This is a genomic window from Candidatus Polarisedimenticolaceae bacterium (assembly GCA_036275915.1).
GTDB lineage: Bacteria > Acidobacteriota > Polarisedimenticolia > Polarisedimenticolales > DASRJG01 > DASRJG01.
Genome location: DASUCV010000004.1, coordinates 801,621 through 823,726 on the forward strand (window position 1 = coordinate 801,621; position 22,106 = coordinate 823,726).

The 22,106-nt window shown below is 67.8% G+C and carries 22 protein-coding genes; 2 read left to right on the forward strand and 20 right to left on the reverse strand.

The window, feature by feature from the left end; translation table 11 throughout:
• Positions 1-83: 83 nt before the first annotated feature.
• The 4 genes from VFV19_05750 to VFV19_05765 all read right to left on the reverse strand — a co-directional run bounded on the left by VFV19_05750 (position 84) and on the right by VFV19_05765 (position 6,415).
• Positions 84-833 carry an endonuclease/exonuclease/phosphatase family protein gene (locus VFV19_05750; GenBank protein ID HEX4823794.1) on the reverse strand — a complete coding sequence of 250 codons (750 nt, stop codon included), beginning with the start codon at positions 831-833 and terminating at the stop codon, positions 84-86.
• Complete coding sequence (locus VFV19_05755; protein HEX4823795.1) at positions 830-2,299, reverse strand: hypothetical protein; 1,470 nt, start codon at positions 2,297-2,299, stop codon at positions 830-832. Before VFV19_05755 ends, VFV19_05750 begins: the two co-directional genes overlap by 4 nt.
• Positions 2,300-2,308: 9 nt before the next feature.
• A complete protein-coding gene (locus VFV19_05760) occupies positions 2,309-3,142 on the reverse strand; it encodes a class I SAM-dependent methyltransferase (GenBank protein HEX4823796.1) in 834 nt (277 codons plus the stop codon).
• Between the two features lie 1,710 nt (positions 3,143-4,852).
• Positions 4,853-6,415, reverse strand: coding sequence for a S41 family peptidase (locus VFV19_05765; protein HEX4823797.1), 1,563 nt, complete (start codon positions 6,413-6,415; stop codon positions 4,853-4,855).
• A gap of 15 nt (positions 6,416-6,430) precedes the next feature.
• On the opposite strand from VFV19_05765, the gene VFV19_05770 reads away from it, so the two are divergent.
• Positions 6,431-7,306, forward strand: a complete 876-nt coding sequence (locus tag VFV19_05770) for a gamma-glutamylcyclotransferase (GenBank protein ID HEX4823798.1) — start codon at positions 6,431-6,433, stop codon at positions 7,304-7,306.
• On the opposite strand, the gene VFV19_05775 is transcribed toward VFV19_05770, so the two are convergent.
• From VFV19_05775 to miaE, 3 genes are read right to left on the reverse strand one after another with little or no spacing between them, the layout of a single operon-like run.
• Positions 7,259-8,266 carry a hypothetical protein gene (locus VFV19_05775; GenBank protein ID HEX4823799.1) on the reverse strand — a complete coding sequence of 336 codons (1,008 nt, stop codon included), beginning with the start codon at positions 8,264-8,266 and terminating at the stop codon, positions 7,259-7,261. The genes VFV19_05770 and VFV19_05775 overlap by 48 nt on opposite strands.
• Position 8,267: 1 nt before the next feature.
• Positions 8,268-8,777, reverse strand: a complete 510-nt coding sequence (locus tag VFV19_05780) for a hypothetical protein (protein ID HEX4823800.1) — start codon at positions 8,775-8,777, stop codon at positions 8,268-8,270.
• Positions 8,774-9,367, reverse strand: a complete 594-nt coding sequence (gene miaE / locus VFV19_05785; protein HEX4823801.1) for a tRNA isopentenyl-2-thiomethyl-A-37 hydroxylase MiaE — start codon at positions 9,365-9,367, stop codon at positions 8,774-8,776. The genes VFV19_05780 and miaE overlap by 4 nt, the downstream gene beginning before the upstream one ends.
• A gap of 35 nt (positions 9,368-9,402) precedes the next feature.
• Between miaE and VFV19_05790 the strand changes: the two genes are divergently transcribed.
• On the forward strand, positions 9,403-10,311 hold the full coding sequence (locus tag VFV19_05790) for a lysophospholipid acyltransferase family protein (protein HEX4823802.1): 909 nt from the start codon (positions 9,403-9,405) through the stop codon (positions 10,309-10,311).
• A 6-nt stretch (positions 10,312-10,317) separates the two neighbouring features.
• On the opposite strand, the gene VFV19_05795 is transcribed toward VFV19_05790, so the two are convergent.
• From VFV19_05795 to VFV19_05855, 13 genes are all read right to left on the reverse strand, one after another.
• On the reverse strand, positions 10,318-10,599 hold the full coding sequence (locus VFV19_05795) for a DUF2277 domain-containing protein (GenBank protein ID HEX4823803.1): 282 nt from the start codon (positions 10,597-10,599) through the stop codon (positions 10,318-10,320).
• A gap of 22 nt (positions 10,600-10,621) precedes the next feature.
• Complete coding sequence (locus VFV19_05800; GenBank protein ID HEX4823804.1) at positions 10,622-11,026, reverse strand: DUF3052 family protein; 405 nt, start codon at positions 11,024-11,026, stop codon at positions 10,622-10,624.
• Entirely contained in the window at positions 11,026-11,829 is an 804-nt protein-coding gene (locus VFV19_05805) for a class I SAM-dependent methyltransferase (protein ID HEX4823805.1), read from the reverse strand. Before VFV19_05805 ends, VFV19_05800 begins: the two co-directional genes overlap by 1 nt.
• Positions 11,830-11,928: 99 nt before the next feature.
• Positions 11,929-12,324, reverse strand: coding sequence for a hypothetical protein (locus tag VFV19_05810; GenBank protein ID HEX4823806.1), 396 nt, complete (start codon positions 12,322-12,324; stop codon positions 11,929-11,931).
• Positions 12,321-12,857, reverse strand: coding sequence for an AAA family ATPase (locus tag VFV19_05815; GenBank protein HEX4823807.1), 537 nt, complete (start codon positions 12,855-12,857; stop codon positions 12,321-12,323). Before VFV19_05815 ends, VFV19_05810 begins: the two co-directional genes overlap by 4 nt.
• A 67-nt stretch (positions 12,858-12,924) precedes the next feature.
• Complete coding sequence (locus VFV19_05820) at positions 12,925-13,323, reverse strand: hypothetical protein (protein ID HEX4823808.1); 399 nt, start codon at positions 13,321-13,323, stop codon at positions 12,925-12,927.
• Positions 13,324-13,398: 75 nt separating this feature from the next.
• The gene (locus VFV19_05825) at positions 13,399-13,950 is read right to left on the reverse strand and encodes a hypothetical protein (GenBank protein ID HEX4823809.1); all 552 of its coding nucleotides are present in this window, start codon (positions 13,948-13,950) and stop codon (positions 13,399-13,401) included.
• A gap of 16 nt (positions 13,951-13,966) precedes the next feature.
• A complete protein-coding gene (locus VFV19_05830; GenBank protein ID HEX4823810.1) occupies positions 13,967-14,605 on the reverse strand; it encodes a hypothetical protein in 639 nt (212 codons plus the stop codon).
• An 837-nt stretch (positions 14,606-15,442) separates the two neighbouring features.
• Positions 15,443-16,330 carry an MBL fold metallo-hydrolase gene (locus VFV19_05835; protein ID HEX4823811.1) on the reverse strand — a complete coding sequence of 296 codons (888 nt, stop codon included), beginning with the start codon at positions 16,328-16,330 and terminating at the stop codon, positions 15,443-15,445.
• Positions 16,331-16,369: 39 nt separating this feature from the next.
• A complete protein-coding gene (locus VFV19_05840) occupies positions 16,370-17,923 on the reverse strand; it encodes a sigma-54-dependent Fis family transcriptional regulator (GenBank protein ID HEX4823812.1) in 1,554 nt (517 codons plus the stop codon).
• Positions 17,924-17,930: 7 nt separating this feature from the next.
• A complete protein-coding gene (locus VFV19_05845; GenBank protein ID HEX4823813.1) occupies positions 17,931-18,455 on the reverse strand; it encodes a hypothetical protein in 525 nt (174 codons plus the stop codon).
• 12 nt (positions 18,456-18,467) lie between these two features.
• Positions 18,468-21,053 carry a M1 family metallopeptidase gene (locus VFV19_05850; GenBank protein HEX4823814.1) on the reverse strand — a complete coding sequence of 862 codons (2,586 nt, stop codon included), beginning with the start codon at positions 21,051-21,053 and terminating at the stop codon, positions 18,468-18,470.
• A 3-nt stretch (positions 21,054-21,056) separates the two neighbouring features.
• Positions 21,057-22,082, reverse strand: coding sequence for an SRPBCC family protein (locus VFV19_05855; protein HEX4823815.1), 1,026 nt, complete (start codon positions 22,080-22,082; stop codon positions 21,057-21,059).
• Positions 22,083-22,106 lie beyond the last annotated feature (24 nt).

Sequence of the window (22,106 nt, forward strand, 5' to 3'; positions counted from 1 at the left end):
AATGAAGTGTCTCGTACTACGCGCTTGAATTTGCCCGGACGATCGATCTTGTCGCGGCATTCGCTCCGCGCGATCCGTCCCCACTAGGTCAGCTCGAACTCCGCGACGATCGGGAGGTGGTCGCTCGCGACGCGGGAGACCGCGAGGCGGCAGCCGCGCGCGGCGATGAGACGCAGGGGCCCGCGGAAGTAGATGCGATCGAGCGTGCCGGTCGGCGTGAACGAGGGGTACGTCCGGATGCGCGCCGGGTAGCCGAAGCGATCGCCGGTCGCCGATCTGAATCCGAGGATGTCGAGGAAGATCGGGTGGAGCTGGCTGAGCCAGTCGTTGAAATCGCCCCCGACGAAGCACGGAGCATCCTGCGGCACGTCCTCGAACTCCTTCGAGCGCACGAGCTCGCCGACCTGGCGCATGCGCTCATTGGCGGAGAGGCCGAGGTGGAGGTTGAAGACGTCGAGGATGCGGGGCGTCTTGTGCTGCGGCTTCTCGATCGCGATGCGCGCGTGCATGCAGCCGCGACGCTTCCGCGTGCCGATCGTCAGGTCGATGTTGCGGGTGATGAGCAAGGGCCAACGGCTGAGGATGGCGTTTCCGTAGCGGCCCTTCCGGAGCGAGACGTTGTAGCCGGCGGCGACGTGCGCGTAGCCGGCTTCCTTGCCGATCTCCCGGGCGAGGTCCATCTCGCGCGAGCGCGGCGCGCCCTCGTCGACTTCCTGGAGGAGGGCGAGGTCGGCGTCGTGGTGCTTCAAGATGTCGATCACGCGATCCGGGCGGAAGCGGCGATCGACCCCGATCGCCCGGTGGATGTTGTAGGTGACGAGCTTGACGATCATCGCGCGCTCGCCTCCGCGATCGCGGACGTGAGGGCGCGCGTGCCCTGCGGTCCTCCGAGGAACTCCTCGACGACGGCGCGCGACGGTCGCTCGAGGCCGAAGCGGTAGAGCCGCTCGGAGAGCCGTGCGTAGAGCGCCGGCGACGGATCCTCGAACGCCCGCGCGCCGTAGAGCTCCCGCACCCGCGCGCGGAGCGCCGAGGTGATGACGGCCCCGAGCGCGTAGTTCGTCATGTAGCCGGGGGCGTCGATGAGCTGGCCGCGCATCGCCCACCAGGGAAGCTCGGGATGCGGAGCGATTCCGAGGTACTCGGTGGTGATGGTCGTCCAGATCACGCTCGGGTGGACGGAGGAGGCCTGGACACGGATCTCGAAGAGCGCCCAGGCGACATCCATCATCGTCGCGGCGAGCGCCTCGCGGACGAGCGCGCGCCGGTCGACATCCACGCCGATGTAGCGGCGCACGAACCCCGGCTCGTAAGCCTCGGTGCCGAGCATGTCGGCGAGCGCCTCCGTGAAGACGTCGTCGTCGGGCCAATCGTTGAACGCGGGCCGAGTCCGGATCGCGGCGATGTGCGCCGCGTGCCCCATCTCGTGCATCAGCTCGTAGACATTGCCGAGACCGCCTTCGGCGTACGAGGTCGAGATCAAGAACCGCCCATGCTGGAACGTATCTCCCGAAAGCCGTCCATGCCGTAGAAAATCGGTGAAGGCGACCGGATCCTTCCCGGGACGAGGCAAGAGGTCGAGCCTCACATGGAGCGCTTCGGGATCCGCGCCGAGGTCGCGGTAGTAGCGGAGCGCGGTCTCGATCGCGACATCGCGCGGAAGCCTCGGCGCCAGCGCGCGGCTCGCAGCGGTGTTCTCGTGGAACCAATCCCACGGCTCGACCGGCTTCGCCGAGGGAAGCTGGTCCCGCCACGCGTTGAGGATCGTCGTGAGGAGCGCTTCGAGCGCGCCGACCGACATCCCCCACGCCTGCGCCTTCTTGGTCACTTCGGCGGTGAAGGTCTCCCGTCGCGACGCGACGAGCGAGGGATACGGACCGCTGATGGTCTCCCACATCGGAGCGAGGGCGAGGAACAACCGGCGGCGCCGCTCGGGATCGGGCTCGGACCCGAGCCGGCTCAGCACGGTCAGGCGGTCGAGCGTCTCGCCGTCGAACCGGATCGAGGACGCGGCCTTGCCGAACGCCTCGTACACGCGCTTCGCCTCCGCGTCGGGAGCTGAATCATCCGGGCCGATGGCGTGCCTCATCGCGTCGACGGCGCGGTCGTCCGCGCCCGGCGCGACGGTGCGAAGTGCTTCCTCGACCGACCGTACGGCCCGCGCTCGCGCGCGCTCGTGCGCCGGTGACGGCGTGCGCCGCTGCAGATCGTCGGCGTCGCGGAACGCGACGAATGCGCGCTCGGCCGCCGCGAGCTTCGGGGCCGAGGCGAGCGCCGCCGCGAGGAGAAGCGCCTCCACGGAGGAATTCTACGTTCGGCGCTTGCGGGCGCTCAGGATCGGCACCTGCCAGACGGCGTACCCCTCGGGGTCGCGGATGCAGGCGATCATGTCGTCGAAGTACGCGAGCGCCTCCTCGCGCGTGAACGGCGTGTACTGGGCGATCGGATCGACGTAACCGTCGCGCCACGCTTCCCAGATGCCGGCGAACGTCTCGCGTGGCACCCGGATCGTGTCGACGACGACGTAGTGCATCCGGATCTCGTCGACCGGGAGCTTCTTCAGGTGATGGAAGCCGTCGCGCCCGATGTGCAGGTCGGTCCCCGTCGCGCGCCCGAACGCCGGCGGACCGATCTTCCAGAAGTGGTCGGCGTCGAGCTTCGTCGGCGCCATCTGGATCATGCCGTAATCCTCGACGAGGAGGTGAAGCCGTCCGCCCGGCTTCAGGACGCGGACCATCTCCGCCATCGCCTCGTGCGGGCGCGGAACCGCCTGGAGCATGTGGCGGCACACGACGAGGTCGAAGGTGCCCTCACCGAACGGGAGCGCGAACGCGTCCGCGGTGCGGAAGGTGACCCGCGCCCCGATCGAAGCGCAGCGATCGCGGGCGACGCGGAGGTGATCCTCGATGAGGTCGACGCCGGCGAGCGTCGCCTCCGGGTACATCTCGGCGAGGCGCCCCGTGATCTCCCCGGTGCCGCACCCGACGTCCAGAACGGCCAGCGGTCCGCTGAGGTCGTACGCCCGGAAGATCGCCGATTCCTGCGGCCAGATCGCTTCCGCCTGGTGCGCCAGGTTCCGGACCATCGACTCGTCCGCCATCTGCTCGTACTGGGGGTTGTGCGGGTGTTTCGCCTCGCTCATGAGGGCCCATCCTGCCACGCCGGCGCCCGATTTGCCTCGTGCCGGGCGTCGAACCTAGGTTTTTGTGCATGGCCGGTGCCGCCGCGCGCTCGACTTCGACCTTCGCGTACCGCGGGTTCGCCGCGATCGACGGCCGGCACCCGTATCGCGACGCGGTGCCCGGCGGATCGGTCGACTACGCCGCCAGGCGCCGCCACGACGGCGAGGTCGCCTTCTTCAACTTCGCGCTCGCGCGCGAGATGGGCCTCCTGCCCGAGACGCATCCCGACCGGCTGACGCCGGGACTGAGGCGCGCCGTCCTCGACGCCTTCGCGCTCGCGATCATCAACGAGTACGACCTCGCGCACGGTCTCGCCGTCAAGCGTAAGGACCGCATGCCCCACCCCTACATGGCGACGCGCTACCTCCAGCTCCAGCACCCCGACCGCCGCGGGACGACGTCGGGCGACGGCCGCAGCGTCTGGAACGGCTCGTGGCGCCACGACGGGACGACCTGGGACCTCTCGAGCTGCGGGACCGGCGTCACGCGCCTCTGCCCCGCGACCGCCGAGACGAAGCGCTTCTACAAGAGCGGGAGCCGGAGTGCCTCGTACGGGTGCGGCACCGCGTCGGTCGACGAGGGGATGGCCGCGGCGCTCCTCTCCGAGACGTTCCACCGCAACGGGATCGCGACCGAGCGCGTGCTCGCGGTGATCGCGCTCCCGGGCGGCTTCGCGATCAACGTCCGCGCGGCGAAGAACCTCCTGCGTCCCTCGCACCTCTTCGCGCCGCTCAAGCAGAACGACCTGACGCGCCTCCGCTCGGTCGTCGACTACGCGATCGCGCGCGAGCGCGCGAACGGCGTCCTCCCGAAGGCGGGAGCCGCCGAAGAGGGCTACCGTTCCTTCGGCGCGTGGATCGCGCGCTCGTTCGCCCAGGCCGCCGCGACGTTCGAGCGCGAGTACGTCTTCTGCTGGCTCGACTGGGACGGCGACAACGTGCTCCTCGACGGCTCGATCATCGACTACGGCTCGGTGCGGCAGTTCGGCCTCTTCCACCGCGAGTACCGGTTCGACGACGGTCCGCGCTGGTCGACGACGCTGCCGGAGCAGAAGGCGAAGGCGCGAGCGATCGTGCGCTGCGTCGCACAGATCGTCGACGCGCTCGCGGCCGGGCGGCGCCGTCCCTTGCGCACCTTCGCCGGCGACCCTTTGCTCGTCCTCTTCGACCGCGAGTTCCAGGCGACGCGCGACCGCCTGCTCCTCCGCCGCATCGGCTTCGACGCGCGCTCGGAGCGCGCGCTCCTCGATCACGGCCGCGCGCTCGTCAAGCGGTTCGACCGCGCGCACGGCTGGTTCGAGGCCGCGCGCTCGGCACGCGGCCGGGTCGCCGTCCCCGACGGGATCACCTGGAACGCCGTCTACTCGACGCGCGATCTCCTCCGCGAGCTGCCGCGCATCTACGCGCGCGAGGCGCGCGCCGTCCCCGCCGAGGTCGTCCTCGACATCGCGGCGTCGTCGTACGCGTCGCGCTCCGACCGCCGGGTCACCGCGGCGCGGAGGGGACGGGCCGACGAGTTCCAGGCGGCGTACCTGGCCCTGCTCCGCCGCGCCGCGCGTCTCACCGGGCGGACGACGAAGACGATCCTCTCGGGGGTCGCGTCGCGCTCGTCGGTCGTGAACGCCTACGCGCGCGTCACGGGGGACGCGGTCGCGCACGCCGCGGCGCACCTCACGCGCCGGCGGGCGAAGCTGGGGCCGGACGCCCTCTACGAGATCGTCGACCGCTTCGCCGAGCTTCGGACCGCGCCCGACCGGCCCGACGCGAAACGCGTCTTCGACGAGCTCCTGGCGCTCGCGGTCTCGACGCGGGACGGGCTTTGACCAGGTCGAGCGCCTGAGCCAGAGCGTCGTCGGGGCTCGCGGGATGGTCGGGCACGATCCCGCGCCGCGCCGCCGCCTTGTCCGATCCCGCCATCTCGTAGCGCAGCACCGGAATCGTGACCTTCAGCTTCGACGCCGGCAGCGTGACGACGACCAGCTCGCCCGAGGCGTTGCCGTGGTATGCGCCGCCGGTCTCCTCGCCCACGAACGTCGCGCGCTTCTGGCTCCTCAAGACCGAGCAGAGCTGCGCGGCGGTCGAGAAGACTCGACCGTCGATGAGGACGACGACCTTTCCCTTGAACACGTCCTTCTGCGGGGCGATCGGCTCGGGGGCCAGCTCCGCGTCCCCGATCATGCGGTAGCGGTCGCTGTTCTCGATCGAGAGGAGATGCCCGTCGAACTTGTCGTCGAACTCCGGTCCGAGGTGGGAGTACTGGTGGAGGAGCGAGAATCCGGCGGAGACCGCCTCGACGGAGTCGTAGAAGCGCACCGGCTTGTCGACGAGATACGACACGAGGAGCGGACCGTCGTTGGCGCCGCCGTCGTTCCCCCGCAGATCGATCACGAGATCGGACGTTCCCGCGCGCTTCAGCTCGGCGAACGAGGTCGCCAGGAACTTCGCGTAGTTCGGCCCGCCCTCGTCCTCCGCGGGGAGCGCGAACGTCTCCAGGGTCATGACCGCGACCTTGCCGCCGCTCAGCATCTCGAGCCGTAGCGGCGGCGCCGCGGGCTTCGGGTCGGGATCGTGCCCGCCGGCCTCCGCGAGGTCGGCCTGCGTCATCGCCATCACCGTCGCCGACGACTTCTTCCCCGCCGCGTCGCGCAGGTGGAGGAGGAACGCGCGCGGCCTCCCGAAGAAGACGGCGTAGTACGTCTGGAAGTCGTCGGTGATCCGCGCGTACTTCCCGGTGAGGATGTCGGCGTCGCCGCTCACGTGATCGAGCATCGTCCCGACGAGGCGCGCGGTCGTATCGCCGTTGATCGCGAGCACCTCGAGCCCCTTCGGCACCTCGTTCCCCGGCGAATCGACGACGAAGAGGCGGCCGTCGGTGCACCGGAGCGTCACCGGGAACAGGCGCGCCTCCTCGCGGAGATATCTCCGGTAGTCGCCGCTCAGAAACGCGCGCGTGTGCCCGTCCTTCACCTTGGCGAGGAGCGCCGTCACCTCGCCGTAGAACTTCGCCTCGTCCATCGGCTTGTCGATCGCCCGGGCCGCCGAGGCGAGCGCGCGGTCCATCGCGCCCTGCGGGACGTAACGGTACAGCCCGGGGTGCGACTGCTGGAGGAGCTGCTCGAGCGCGGTCATGTCCGAGCGCAGCCCGTCGGCGGGGATCGGCGCCGCCGGATCGAACGCGGCGGCCGCGGCGGTGAGCCCGGCCGCGAGCAGGAGGGCGAGAGTGGCGCGTCGCACGGTAGACTCGACAGCATGCACTACTTCGGCTACGGCTCCAACCTGAACCGCCTCGACCTCGATCGCTGGTGCGCACGCCGCGACCTCCCCGCGCTGAACCTGAAGCCCGAGGGGCTGGCATTCCTGCCCGACCGCACCCTCGCCTTCTCGCATCGCTCGACGACCCGCGCGGGCGGGGTGCTCGACGTCCCCGAGGCGGTGGGCCGCGCGGTCCAGGGGGTCGTCTTTCGGTGCGCCGACGAGCGGACGCTCACGACGCTCGACCGCAAGGAGAACGAGGGGCACGTCTACCGCCGCATCGAGGAGATCGTCATCACGCCGGGCGGCGGCGAGTCGCCGGCGTTCCTCTACGAGGTCGATCCGCGCTTCCGAGAAACTTACGTCCCGCCGAACCCGGACTACCTCGACGCGGTGAGGCGAGGGTACGAGGCGCACGGTGTCGAGCTGGACGCGCTCGAAGAAGCCGCCAAGGGCAAGACGCCGGCCGGCGCGGTCGCGACCCTCTTCGTCTACGGGACGCTCCGGCGCGGCGAGATGCGCCACCCGATCCTCGAGCGGCACGGCGGGCGACTCATCGGCGAGGGACGCATCGAGGGGACGCTCGTCGATCTGGGCCCGCACCCGGGTTTGATCGGGCAGGCGCGCGAGCACCCGGTCGTCGGCGAAATCTACGCCTTCGACGATCTCGCGCGGGTCCTGGGCGAGACCGATCGCGTCGAGGGGTTCCTCGGGTTCGGCGATCCCTCGTCGCAGTACCGCCGCGGCGTCGTCTCGGTCTCGCTCGGGGGGGACGCTCCGTCCGTCATGGCATGGACCTACCTCTTCGCCGGAGAGGTCTCGGGCTTACCGGTGGTTCCCGGGGGGATCTGGCGGCGCCAGCACGTCACGTAACGGGCGGCCGCAGACCGCCTCGATCGTGTACCGGCGCGGGTCTTCGAGCTTCCCGCTCTCGACGAGAGCGTGAATCACCTGCTCCGAGGCGGTGTAGCGCCCGCGCGCCGCGTACGCTTGCCGCCGCGCCTGGACGAGCGGGTCGTCGAGCAGGGGGCAGTACTTCACGATGACCGGCAGCACCTTCTTCCACCGCGACGGCGTGTAGATGTTCGGCTGCCAGCTCTCGTCCCACTCCGGCGACACGTACGCGGCGATGTCGAACGGCCGCTTGACGCGCCAACCCTGCGGCGTCTTCTCGAGGTTGGGGTCGGGGCCGAAGCAGAAGCTCTGCCAGAAGAGCAGGCCCTGGTAGTTCGCCTCCTGGTCGGCGAGCGAGAAGATTCCCGACGCCCCGAGCCCGAGGATCCCTTTCTCGCCGGCGAGGCCGAGGCTGAGCGCCTTCAAGACCGCCTCGTCGTCGGGCCGGCCCATCTTCTTGTAGTAGTGGTACGAGATGAAGAGCCACGCCCCCTCGGAGAAGAAGTGGCTGATCTTGTCGGTGCCGATGCGCACGCCGTCGATCTCGATCGTCGGGCTCGGCGGCATGAACTTGATCGGGTCGAACGGACTCGTCGCGCCGTAGAGCCAGTCGTGCCGGTACGACAGCTCCTCCGCGGGCGCCTTCGGCACGCGATCGACCTGCGAGGTGTTCACGACCCACATCTCCGGCTTCTGGAAGAGGAGCCAGCTGAAGCGGTGACGGATCGCCTTCCTCACGCGGTCGCAGCTGCACTCGTCGGCGCCGAGGCGCTCGTTCACGTCCTTCAGTGCGATCGCGATCTCGGCGTTGATCTTCCGGTTGATCGCGGCGGACGCATCGTCCAGGTGCCGCGTCCACGCATAGTACTGGTCGGTCTCGAGCGCGCGCGCCGGGAGCGACGCGACGATCAGGAGCAAGACCGCCGCGGCGAAGCGCACGTCAGAACCCCCAGCCGACGCCGCCGAACAGGCGCCACGAGCGCGGGTCGGCGCCGGGATCGACCGGCCGGTACGCGCCTGCCGTGATGCTGAACTGCGTGATCGTGAACGCCGCCTCGCCTCCCCAGAACGTCACGCCGTGCGGGTCGAGGTTCGACGACCCCCACGTGCGAAGGAGCGCCATGCGCAACCCGTACCCGAGGTAGACGCGTTTCAGAAGCCACTTCGCGGCGCCTGTCTCGCCGACGAGGGAGCCGTATCCGATCGCCAGCTTTCCCGCTCCCCATCCGACCGTCCCCTGGACGGTCGCTCCGCGGTACGGGCACACGGTCGTGCAGTCGTAGTCGGCGGGCATGCTCGTGACGATCGTCCCAAAGGTGAACGACACCTGCCCCGGGTACTCCAGGGCCGCGCGTATCAGCCCACCCGACCGCCGCTCCATCGGCGCGTCGTCGGCGAGCGCCGCCGTCGTCCCCAGGAGGACGGCGATGATCACGGCCGCTCGCCTCATCCGTGGACCGTCGGCCCGACTCCCAAGCCCGCGGTGATGTCGCGCTCGACCTCGAGCCATTGACGCCAGCGCGCCTCGAGGAGGCCGGCCGGCATGAGACGAGCGGCCAGCCCGTAGAACAAACGCCAGTGCCGCGCCTCGGCGGGGCCGAGGTCGTGGAGCAGCGCCGCGACCTCCGGATCGTCGAGCACCTCCGCGAGCCGCGTGAACCGCTCGCAGCTCCGCGCCTCGATGAGCGCGCCGACGAGCAGGCGATCGACCTGCCGCTCCGGCTCGCGCTTCGTCTCCATCCGGTCGTGAAGGCCGCGCACCCAGGGGTTCGTGCGCCGCCCCGCCGGCTGGATCTTGCGGCGACGCAGGATCCCCGCGACGCGGCGGAGATGCGCGATCTCCTCGGCGGCGAGCGACGACATCCGCTCGACCAGCTCCTCGTCGGCCGGGTATTGCCCGATGAGCGACAAGGCGTTCAGCGCCGCCTGCTGCTCGCACACGGCGTGATCGGCGAGGAACACGTCGAGCGAGCGCGACGCGATCTCGGCCCACGACCGCGGCGTCACCGACAGGAGCGGCAGCTCTTCGTCCGTGCTCATGCCCCACGCGAAAAGAGACGGATTATAGTCGCGCCGTGGGCTCCTCACCTTCCGCGGGCAAGCGCCTCCGCTTCGCGCTCGAAACCGCCGCCGCCACGACCCTCCTGGCGCTGGCGCGCGCCCTCCCCGAAGCGCTCCTCGCGGGCCTCGGCCGCATGATGGGCTCGCTCGCCTACCGCCTCGACCGCAAGCACACGCGCGTCGCGCTCGAGAACCTGAAAACCGCCTTCGGCGACGCGCTCACGGACGCCGACCGCCGCCGCATCGTCCGCGAGTGCTGGCGCCACTACGGCCGCATCACGGCGAGCGGCGCCGCCTTCCCCCGCCTCACCAAGGACGACATCGGCACCACGATCCGCTACGAGAACGTCGACGCCCTCCGCTCCGCCTACGCCGAGGGGAAAGGCGTCCTCGTCATCTCCGGCCACTACGGCCACTGGGAGCTCGTCGCCTACATGCAGGGCTTCCTCGGCTGCCCCATGCTCATGATCACGAAGCCGATGGAGAATCCCCGCCTCGAGCGCGCGCTCGCAAGCGTCCGCCAAGGATCCGGCAACGAGGTCGTCGCGAAGGAGAACGCGATGCGCTCGGCCGTCAAGGCGCTCGCGCGCGGCATCGGCGTCGCCGTCATGATCGATCAGGACGCGCGCAAGGCCGGCATCTTCGTCCCGTTCTTCGGCCGCCCCGCCTCCACGATCCCGACCGTCGGCATGATGCATCTGCGCACCGGCGCCGCGGTCGTCGGCGTCTGCGCCTACCCCGAATCCGACGGGGGTTGGACGATCGTCTACGAGCGGTTCAAGTTCGACGGGCTCACCGGCGACCGCGACACCGACGTGCGCCGCATCACCGCCGAGACGACCTCATGGCTCGAAGGGAAGGTCCGCGAGCGACCGGAGTTGTGGATGTGGATGCACCGGCGGTGGAAGACGAACGCGCCTTAGCGAAGCTCATCGTCCGCGTTCACTCGCGAACCGCTTGGCAGCGTCGGCCATCGCCTTGGCCCTCACCACCGCTCGATCCCTCGGCGGCGCTTGCGTCACGAGCGACTGGACGAGAGTTCTGGCCGCCTCCGAAACCTGCTCGACCGCCGCGTTGAACGCGACTTCGTTGGCCTTCGAGGGCTTCTGGAAGCCGCTCAGCTTCCGCACGAACTGGATCGCGGATGCCTGGATCTCCTCATCGGTCGCCGGCGGTTCGAAGTTGAAGAGCGTCTTGATGTTCCTGCACATGGTGCTTACTCCTTCCCCCGGCTCAACGCAGTTCCTTACGGACGACCAGCTTGAGTCCCGACCAGACGTCGTTGACGGCGCAGACTTTGATGTCGACGTATCCCAGAGGAAGGGCCACCTCGCGGATCACGTCTTCCGTGACGGTGGACGGCACACCCGACGACTTCTTGGGCCACGAGATCCAGACCGGCGTGTCGGGCTTCAAGGTACGACGGAACGTGACGAGGCGATCGGCCAGATCGCCCTTGGCCGTGACGAAGACGTGAGCCAAGTCGACATTCGCGCTGACCCGGGAGATGAATCGCACGCCCGCCGGTAACGGCTCGAGGTTCGTCTTGAAACCAGCCGGAGCACCGAGCAAGAGCACCTCGCTCTCCGGCGTGATGCCGAGCTTCTTCGCGAGCGGCGGTCCGGAGTAACCGGACATCACACCTTGATCGCGCGCGTCATCAGGTAATCCTGCCGGATGATGTTGTCCGCGAAATACGGCGCGACGAGCGCGTCGTACTCGCTGCGGAATTGCTTGAGCCGTCCGGGATCGGACGCGCTCAACATCTCGACGAGCTTCAGCATCGGGCCGGCGGTCTGCTCGATGCGGTCGCGGTAGTTCCGCTCGCTGAGCGCGGGAACGAGCATGCAGTCGCGGTCGAAGTGGATGTCTCGCACCCCTTTGCCGAGCCGCTCTCGAATGACCGACACGTCACCCCATTGCGGCGGCGGCGAGACACCCGGCGGCGGTGGCGGCATGTAGCTTCCGACGAGGCTGAAGCTGGCGCCGATCAGAAGCTCGGGCGGCCAGGTGGAGAACGCGATCATCCCGCCCGGCTTCAGCACGCGGAGCATCTGAGCGATCGCGACATCGGGGCGCGGCGCGAACATGTGGCCGAACTGGCTCGTGACGACGTCGAACGTGGCGTCCGCGTACGGCAACGCCTCGACGTCCCCTTCTCGGAAATCGATGTCGACGCCCGCGACGACCGCGTTCTCCCTCGCTCGCTCGAGCAGCTCCGGCGTGAGATCGAGCCCACGCACGTGCGCTCCCGCTAGCGCCGCGGTGATCGCGACGACGCCCGTGCCGCAGGCGACGTCCAGGACCTCCATCCCCGCCCGAACGCCGGCGTGGCGCACGAGGCGCGCCGCCGCCGGAGTCGTCATCATCTCGAGGGGTGCGAAATGCTTCCATCCCTGACGTTGGTTCTCTTTGAACTTGGCGATGGCGTCGTCGGTCATGAAACCTCCGTCGTGAGAGCATACCCTTCTCGAGCGCAGGTCCTCACGGAAGACGAGCTTCAACGCCGATCGCGATAACAACGGAGACGTGGCGCACCATCACGCGGCCCGCTCCCGAGCGCTCGCTCTACCTTCTTTTCGTACGAACAGGACCCACACGAAGCCGAGGGCGAGTGCGAGCTCGATCACGAAAGGCCACCAGCCATTGAGTCCGAGCGCGAGCGCGCCGTAGAGACTGAGGGCGTCGGCCAGCAACCAGCAAGCGAGCGAGCCCATCATGATCGCCCGGCCCGCCTCGGTATTGGCCGCGTTGCGCGCCAACCACGAGATGACCATCAGACCCAGCATGAACGCGCCGTACCGGCGGCCCATGTACGAGTCGGGGTCCGGAACGATCCCCCAGTACTTGTAGAACACACCGGGCGCGAAGAACCATCCCGCGCCGAAGATGCCGAACGCTGCTGCACTCACGCTCAGGACCGACTTGCCGTTCATGCTCCCCCCTCCATGTACCGATGAACGCGGCCCGCGGCTTCCGCGACGGACAGGCCGGTGGTGTCGATGACAACCGTGCGGTCAGGAAGCGCCGGGCGGACGAACGCGCCCGATGCCGCAAGCTCGCGATATCGCGCGACGGAATTGAGCTTCCCGTGCTGCGCACGCTCGGGAGCGAGAATGCGGCGCTCGAGCTCGTCAGGTGCGCACGACAACTCGATGAACGACAGGTCGCTGCGACGCTCCCGGGAGAGCTCGGTGAGACGGGCGATGAAATCCGGCGACAACGTGCGATCGAACGCCAGCGTGAACACCACGCCGTCGATCCCCTCGTCCGCCGCCCGCCCCAGCAATTCGATCCAGTACCGCTCGCGCAGCTCGACAAAAGGCTTCGAGCCGAACTCGAACAAGGATTCGAGCAAGTCGACCATGAGATGGTTGTGAAAGAGCCGATAGCCCGAGCGGGCCGCGAGCTCGCGCGCGATCGTCAGCTTTCCGACACCCGGCGGGCCACAGAGGACGACGAGCCGCATCGCCGGGAAACTACCCTGGGCGAGGATCGAAGTCACGAACGATCGTGAGGGCTCGGAAGCGCGGAAGCTACGTCGCGCGGCCGCCGTTCCCCCCACCCTTCACGACCAGCCGATTCGCGGAGGGCACCTCGTAGGCCAAGCCGTGCTCTCTCGCGAGCTTGGTCAACAGCTCCTTGACGGACAACTTTTCACGGCCGCTCACGGTGACCTTGCGGTCCGTGAACTCATCGGCGAAGGACGCCTCGAACCCAGCTGCAGCACCGATCGTGCGGATCACCTCCGAGAGATTCCGGTTCTCGAAGGTCAGCACGACGGGCACGTCCCTCGCCTGGAGTCGATCCAGCGCGACGATGCCTGCAGGCGGACCGGCCATCACGGGAATCGCGATGGCCAGAGCTACGATGACGAGAAGAACTGCTCGCTTCATGCGTGCCTCCAGCTCTCGATCAGCTTCGACGACAATCAAGCGCGATGGGTCCTCAAACAAGCGTTACCCATGTCCCCGGACTGATCTGCTACCTATCTCCCCGACCGCTCAGGCCTACGGAGTGCTCACTTTCTTCTCAGGCTCGACACGAAAGGTCCTCGTTAATTCGACTTCTGCACCGGATACAACATCGTGAAGCCGCGCACGAATGGAGTAGATACCCACTGGATCCTGTGGCTCGATTCTCACACCGATGGCACCCACGCTCAGCTGCAATTGCCCCGCCGTGGGAGGTTGACGGTTCCAGAGCACTCCCTTCTCTTCTTTTCCATACGGTGAACCGTCTGGCTTGAAGACTTGGAATACTGCCTGGGCGTCGCAGTTCCCCGAGTCATTCACACTGCAGCCCGTGAAGAACACAACCCCCACCACGGGCTTTCCCCTCTCGGCTACATCCGTGATTGAAACGGGAACACCCGCTCCAGGCTTCTCCCAAGCCGCAAACAACTCATCAGGTTTGTCGGTGATGTGAAGCATCGCCCCGTACTGCCCCCACCCCTTTCGCCAGGTCGTGTCCGCAACTGGCTTGCCATCTTCGTACCACTGATAGCCGCTCGGCGATGTAGCCCCAATCGCGATCAGTACCAAGCTTGCCAGTGCGCTCATTTCTGTTTCCCGATGTCTAACGCCCGCGTTCAGCCGGGCGCGGAGCGGCGCGGCGCTTGCCGCCTTGTGCAAACGGCGTGACGCGAGAGTGCGACGGCTGGACCGTGCTGTTAGGCGCTTGGTCGCCGCGTGCGGGGTCTTCGTCTGGGGAAAGGAACTCGATTTCGGTCTCCGCATCGGCGACGACGTAGTACGGCGCGCCGTGCGAATCAAACGAGGCCGAGATCCCTGACCAGGCTTGCGGGTCACGCAGCTTCACGGCCGTAAACCGCACCTGCTTGCCGCAGTAGTTCGGCGCCTTGCGCTCGTCGATGCACCACGTGAAGACGAACAACTCAGAGGATGGAAGCGACTTACTACTCTCGGAGATTCGGACGCGCAGCGATGCCGCATGGTCCCCAAACCCGCAGACGCCCGGCAGTGCGCCGACCACTGTTCCTGTGATTCTCACCTGACTTGGCCATCCGTCGCCCTTTCGACCGATCACCGGCTTCACCAGTGGGATCGAGGAGTCTGCAAGGGAACAAGAGTCCTTTCCGCTGAATGGACCACCGGCTTCGATTTCATGTAGGAAGCGCCACATCTCGTCCGCGTCGCTCTGCTGTTGGGCGAGCGCGACTCCAGCCCAACATGTAGCCAATACAGCGACGATCAAGCGAGCCCTCATTGGCTTTTCCAATGCGCCTAACGCCCAGCGTAACGCGCGCGCCCCGTGGCGCGCGGGTTGCTTCGCAAGCCGCGTGACACGGGAGTGCGACGCGTTGACCGCGTAGTTGGGCAGCGTGGCTGGGAGCCTGCGCTGCGATTCCGGATCATGACGGCTGCACCGGATCACCAAAAAGTTGCCACATGAGATGGTTCAAGGTGAACTGGTTGGCACCTCGGGCATCGATGCCACCAGACGCGTTCGGGAAGGCGAGCTCCCAACCTTCCTCCACATCGGAGTAGTAGAGAAGCCGTCCTCCGTGTTCCGCCACAACAACCACGGTTTCGCCTGGGCTCGAAGACACTGGAATCCGTCGTGGTCGAACGCGGATAGCCTCGAAGCACCGACGATGGGCCGCAGGCAGTTGCCCAAGCTCGTCAGTGAGACGCGACGCAACCGATTCACTTGAGGCGTCACTCGGACCCATACTCCACGTCATCCAGCAATTGCACCCTTCGACAGGGCATTTCATCCATCCTTCCGTCGGTGGGCTGCCATATCCCAGAACCAAGTGTGGGTTGAAAGGATGCCCACACTTCCGACACAACTCATCAGCCCATGGAAACTCTTTCTCTCGGTCGGACACTGTGCTGCCTTCAGTCTGCCCAACTACAATTCGACCGAACTTGATATCCACGTACGCTGCGAGAACTCGCCGCGTAGCACCACGCGCCACCATGGCCCACGATCATCAAGCTCCTCGTTGCGAGGAGCTTAGTCCTGGTGCTTCCAAATGTCACCGGCTTTATGACCGGCCTATGTGCGGAATAAGTCCGGAAAACGCTGCTAGAAACGAATGGAGCCACCCATGGGGAGTAGCCGCAGCGCATCTCCCCCGCCCCGCTTCGCCCATGCGACGCCCAGCCGTTCCATCGGCTCCAAGAGCGGCTCGTCGGTGAGTTGGATGGAGCCCCAATGCATGGGGACCATCATTCGAGCGCGGAGAGTGGAGAACGCGTCGATCGCTTGGCTCGGGTTCATGTGCTGCTGCTCCATGAACCACGCGGGCGTGTAGGCGCCGATCGGGAGGAGAGCGACGTCGATCGCGGGAAAGCGCTCGGCGATCAGGGAGAAGCCGGAGAAGGCGGCGGTGTCGCCGGCGTCGTAGAGGGTCTTGCCGCCGCCCTGGATGACGTAGCCGCACCAGTGCGTCTCATTGGTGTCGGCCAAGCGGCGTCGCGACCAGTGGCGTGCCGGGACGGCGGTGATGGTGACGCCGTCGACTCGAGCGCTCTGCCACCACGCGAGATCGGTCACGCGCGTGAAGCCGCGCCCCGTGAACCAAGCGCCGAGGCCTTCTGGCGTGAACACGGGAAGGTCGCGCGGGAGTGACAGGACCGACGGCTCGTCGAGATGGTCGTAGTGGTTGTGAGTGATGAGAAGGGCGTCGATCGGCGGGAGCTGTTCGCGCGTCAAGCCGGGCTTGCCGTGGCGGTGGATGAAGAAGCCGATCTTCTCGGAGAACACAGGGTCGAGGAGGATCGCCTTGCCGCCGATCGTCGCGAGGAACGACGCGTGGCCGATCCAGGTGACGCGCGCGGTCGCCTTGTCGCGGGCGGCTTCGAGATCGGCTTGCACCCATGGCGCGGGAGGGCCGTGCGGCTGGACCTTGCGCTTGCCTGTGAGCTTGTCGAGGATCGCCCAGCGGAAGACGGCGCGCCGGCTGGCCGGCACGTGCGCGGGATCGAGGTTCGAGTATCGCTTGGGCGTGGCTCAGCCACCGAGCCCGTGCTGCTTGAGCTTCTTGTAGAGGGCGGCCTCGCTGATCTTGAGCTTCTCCGCGAGCTCGCGCCGCGTGATGCCGGTGTAGGTCTTCAGAGCGGCGTTTAGCCAGTCGCGCTCGGAGTTCGAGACGAGGGTCGGGAGGCCGAGGGCGAGGTCGTCGCCCTTCTTCGCGAGTGACGCGGCGTCCTTCCTTCCGCCGAGGAGGCGCTCGAGGTCGGCTCGCCCTACCGGTCCGCTCGGCTGCTCCACGGCGAGACGGGCGGCGAGCTGCTCGAGGTGGCGGACGTTCCCGGGCCACACGAAGTCGAGGTCGGCAAGCCAGCGCACGGCGTCGTCGTCGATCTCGATCCAGCGTCCCGCGTCGTGGCGATCGAGCGCGTGCCGGAGGAGGAGCGGGATGTCGGAGACGCGTTCTCTCAGTGGTGGAACCGCGATCGGCAGGAAGTTGAGGCGCTCGAAGAGGTCGCGTCGGAATCGTCCGGAGGCGGCGTCGGCTTCGAGATCCCGATGCGTGGCGGCGATGACGCGGATGTCGGTGCTCCGCTCGGCTGAGTCGCCGACGCGCTCGTACGTCTTCTCTTGAAGGAGGCGGAGGAGCTTCGCCTGGATCTCGAGCGGCAGCTCTCCGACTTCGTCCAGGAAGAGCGTTCCGCCTTCGGCCGCCTGCACCTTGCCGATGCGATCGTGATCGGCGCCGGTGAAGGCGCCGCGGCGATGGCCGAACATCTCGGACTCGATGAGCCCTCGCTCGAGCGAGGGACAGAACACCGTGACGAACGACAATTCGGATCGCGGACCGGCGTGGTGGAGGATGCGTGCGAGGACACCCTTGCCGGTACCCGACTCTCCGATCAGGAGGACCGGATAGTCGCTCTTCGCGGCGCGGCGAACCGTCGCCTCGAGGTCGCGCACGACCGGCGTGCGCCCCACGAACCTGCCGAACGACCACTCCTGCGCGAGGAGGTGCCGGCTCTCCTCCGACTCCTTCCTTGCGCGGCGCTCCGCTTCGCGCGCCTGGTCGCGCTCCTTGAGAACGCCGCGGCCGGCGCGGAGCGCGCCGATGACCGGGCCGGCGACGTCGAGGAGCGGTGCGAGCATCGCCTCGTGGGCCGCCGTGAAGTGTCCGGGGGTGGCGTGCTCGAGGTGCACGAGCGCCACGACCTTCCCGTCGACGGAGATCGGAAGGCAGAGGAGCGAGATGATTCGCATCGCCTGGACCGACGCGGCGTCCTTGAGTCCCGGGGTGCGCAGCGCGTCTTTGAGGAGAAGCGGCCGGCCGGTCTTCAAGACCTCGCCGAACACGCTGCGGCTGAACGTCCCCGCTTGGCCGGCGAGCTCGGTCTGGTCGATCTTGTGAAGGACGCGGAACGCCAGCTCGCCGGACTCCCCCACCTCGGCGAGCACGCCGCGGTCGGCGCCGCTGAGGCGGACCGATTGATCGAGGACGATCGCCAGGACCTGCGACGGGTCGTTGACGTCGGCGAGGACGCCCTTCAGCGCCTCGAGAAGCGCGCGGGCGACATCTTCCCGGGGCGCGCCCACGACGGCCCTACTTGAAGGTCCAGCCGACGAGCACGCGAATCTCGGGGACGTCGGAGGTGCCGACCTGAAGCTCGGCGAGGAAGCGATTACCGCTCTTGAACTTGGTTTCGATGCCGCCGACGGCGTCGAGGCCGATGTGCGTGTTGAAACCGTCGTTGTAGCCGTTGTCGCAGTGGTGGCCGTCGGCGTCGCAATTGTTCCCGTTGTTGTCGAACATCCAGAGCTGGACCTGCGCCCCCGCGTACGGTGTCACCGCGGCTTTCACCGGGAAGTAGTACGCGACCATGAAATTGCCGTAGAGCGAGATGATGTCGTTGCCGAAGCCGAGCTCGAAGCTCGGCTGCCATCGCACGTTCTTCGCGAAGTCACCCAGGTCGAATTGCGCTCCGATCAGGAACTGATCGAGATCGCTCTGCGCGCCGACGCGCGGCCCCCAGCCGCGGAACCCGACCCCTGCCGCCTCCTGCGCGCGCCCCGCCGTCACGGCGAGAAGAGCGGCCGCACACATGGCGATCGCCAGCTTCTTCTTCATGTCGCCTCCTGCTCAGTGGGTGGTGGTGGCTCTCACCGTATCACCGAACCGGCGGTCGAGCGCGACGCACTCGTCCACCGACTCGACGACGCGCGCCAGCTCCGTGGCGGTGCCGGACGGCGCGTGCTTCGGGTCGGAGAAGAAGGTGCGCGCCGCGGCGACGCGCTCTTCCGAGCAGCCCGCGGCGTAGTAAGGCATGTAGATCATGTAGTCGGACGGGATCTTCGCCGCGAGCTCGTCATAGTGCGTCGTCATCCACGTCCATGCGGCGCCACGCGACGTGGGCACGCCGCCCATCGTGCGCGCGATACGCGTCGTCTCCTGCGGACGGAGCGGGCCGGTGAGGGAGTACGCGAGGGCGCGATCGACGAGCGCCGGAGCGCGGAAGTTCCCGAGCGCCGAGAGGAAAAGGCTGCGTTCCGCGGGGATCTTCGCGGACTCGAAGCGGCTCTTGTAGGTGTCGAAGAGCGCGGCGTCGCCGCGGATCGCGGCGCCCATGACGGCGCTCCGGACGAGCGACGGATCGACCGAGGTGCGGTCGGCGAGGTACGCCTTCGCGAGCTTTTCGAGCTCGGCGAGCGCCTTCTCGTCGCGCCCCGCGTCGGCGAGGCGGTCGTAGAGGAGCGCACGAAGGCTCGTCGTCGACAACCGCTCGCCCTTGACCGGCGACGGACCGATCTTCTCGAGCTGCGGGCCGAGCGTCTGCCGGACGAACGGCGCGATCGCAGCGTCGTCGTGCTCGGAGAAGAAGCGCTCGCGGATCGTGTCGATCCCCTTGACGACCTCGATGACGACGTCGGGCTCGTCGTCGCCCGCGAAGGCGACGACCGTCTTGACGGCGACCTCGCCGGGAAGCTGTCCGGCGGAGAGGAGCGCGTTCACGTTGCCGACGAGGCCGACGCGCTCGCGCACCGTGAGCGACTTGGTCGCGGCGGACGACATCGCGGCGAGCGCGTCGGGCGCGACCGACCAGCGGTAGTAGCCGCCCTCGTCGGCGTTCGGGTGCACCCACGCGGGCGGGGCGGAGGCGTCGAGTTTGACGAGCTGTGAGGCTTCCTTCAGGAGGACGCGCTGCACGCGCGTGCCGTCGCCCGCGGGGTATCTCAGGGACACCGGGATCGACCAGAGCTGCGGCTTCGGCGCCTTCGCCCCCGCCGAGAGGAAGCGCGTCTGCGTGAGCTTCACGGACAGGCCCTGGATCTCCGCGGTGACGATGGGAACGCCCGGCTGGTCGAGGAACGACGAGAGCGTGCCCTTCACGTCCTTCTTGGCCGCCGCGCCGAGCGCCGACCAGAGATCGTCGGCGGTGGCGTTCGCGTCGGCGTGCGCGGTGAGATACGCGATGACGCCGGTGCGGAACGTGTCGGCGCCGATCCAGCTCTCGACCATGTCGAGGACCGCCGCCCCCTTCGAGTACGCGAGGAAGTCCGCCGACTGGAGGAGCGAGTCGACCGACTGGACCGGCTGGCGCATCGCGCGGGTAGAGACCAGGGTGTCCGTCACCATGACGCCTTGCTTGGAATTCACCTGCTCGATCGAGGCGTCGTACTCCGGGTAAAGCTGGATGACGATCTTCTGCTCCATCCAGGTCGCGAACGACTCGTTGAGCCAGAGGTCGTCCCACCACGCCATCGTGACGAGATCGCCGAACCACATGTGCGCGATCTCGTGCGCCAGGAAGACGGCGAGCCGCTCGCGCTCGTTCGCGTTCGCGGTCTTCGAGTCGAGGAGGAGCGAGCTGTCGACGAAGGTGATGAGGCCCGGGTTCTCCATCGCGCCGTACCAGTACTCCGGCACCGCGATGAGGTCGAGCTTCTCGTACGGGTACTTCCGGCCGAAGTACTTCTCGAGCTCCTTCAAGACCGGCGGCGTCATCGTCACCGCCTCGGCGGTGAGCGCCTTCGACCCCTTGGGACAGATGACCCGCGTCGGGATCGAGGTGCCCGGAATCGGGACCGTCTCGAACGGACCGACGGCGAGCGCGACGAGGTACGAAGGAAGCGGCCTCGTCGTCGCGAAGACGGTCGTGCGCTTGCCGTTCGCCTCGGAGGTCTTCGCCTCCGGCGTGTTTGCGAGCGAAATCTGATCCGACGGTGCCGTGATCGTGATGGAGTACGGGATCTTGAACGACGGCTCGTCGAAGCACGGGAACGCCTGACGCGCATCGACCGCCTCGAACTGCGTGAAGGCGTACCACTCGCCCGCGGACTTCAGGCGGTAAAGTCCCTTCGCCGCGGTGTCGAACTTGTTGTGGAAGGCGATCCGGAGGAGGTGTGCCCCCGGCGCGAGCGGCGCCTTCCCCTGCAGCTCGATCATCCCGTCGTCCTTGACGGCGGACGTCCATGGCGACTCGTCGAGCGCGATCGTGTCGAGGTCGATCTGTCTCGCGTGCATCCGGAACGAGGTCACCGGCTTCTTCACGTCGAGCTTGATCTCGACCGTGCCGGTGTAGCCCTCCTGGCGCGGGTCGAGATCGAGGACGATCGACTGGGCCTTCGGGACGACGTCCTTCCCGAGACGCCCGACCTGCTCGTCCGCGGCGACTGCGGGGAACGTGGCCACCACAGCGGCCGCGACGACGAAGATGACGGGCCTCATCGCTTACTTCACCGGCTGGACGATGTTCGTGCGCAGATCGGCCGGCGCCGTCGTCCCCGGATCGGTCACGTACTCGTCCCACGGCGACCCCGCGGACTCGTAGCCGCGCGCCGCCATGTACGCGTGGAGCTTGTCGTACGTCGCCGCCATCCCGGAGTACGGCCCCTTCATGACGACCTTGAGCGCCTTCCCCGAGTACGTCTGCTTCACCTTGACCGGAGAGTCGGCGGCGATCTCCTTCTCGGGTGACTTGTCGACGGGAATCGCGGCGTCGAACGCGTAGCCGGTGTCGTCGTATTTGGTGTTGATCGTCATCGGCGCGCCCGCGATCTGGAGGCCGTTCGCCTTCATGAACTTCCCGACCTGCATGTACGACGCGCCGATCGTCTTCGCGATCTCGGTCTCGTCCTTCGACGCCGTGGCCGGAAGGTACGCGACCGTGACCGGCTTCGCGTCGATCTTCTCGACCGCGAGGTCGGCGAAGTCGGTCTTCGGCAATCCTTCGGCCACGCTCTTCAGGTTCGCGAGCCCCTGGTCGAAGTCGGGCCCGATCATCTTGTCCATCATGAGCCCGAAGTAGCGCCCGACCGGCCCCGCGCCCATGTCGTTGTCCATCCCCCACACCACCTGCGTCCCGCCTGCGGCCGCCTGCGAGAGCGTCATGCGTGCCTCGGCCGGTGGGTATCCTTGGAACACGAGCTTCCAGACCACGAGCTCCGGCGCCTTCGCCTCGACGACCTCTTGCGTGCCGGTGCCGACCGTCTTCGGGTCGCCCGTCCAGCTCTGCTTCGCGCCGACGCCGAACTCCGGCCCTTCGAGCGTGACCTTCATGTTCGGGTCTTTGTGCTGCCATGGCGACCACTTCGGAAATGGTCGGAACCCATCGATGAGCGCGTAGACCGTCGCCTGCGGGGCGCCGATCGTGACCTGACGCTCGACGTGAACCATTCGCGGCAGCAACATCCCGACGCCGGCGAGCACCACGACGAGGATCACCAACGCCAGGACGAGCTTCTTCAAGATGGACATGCACCGACCTCCGTAGTCCGCGCA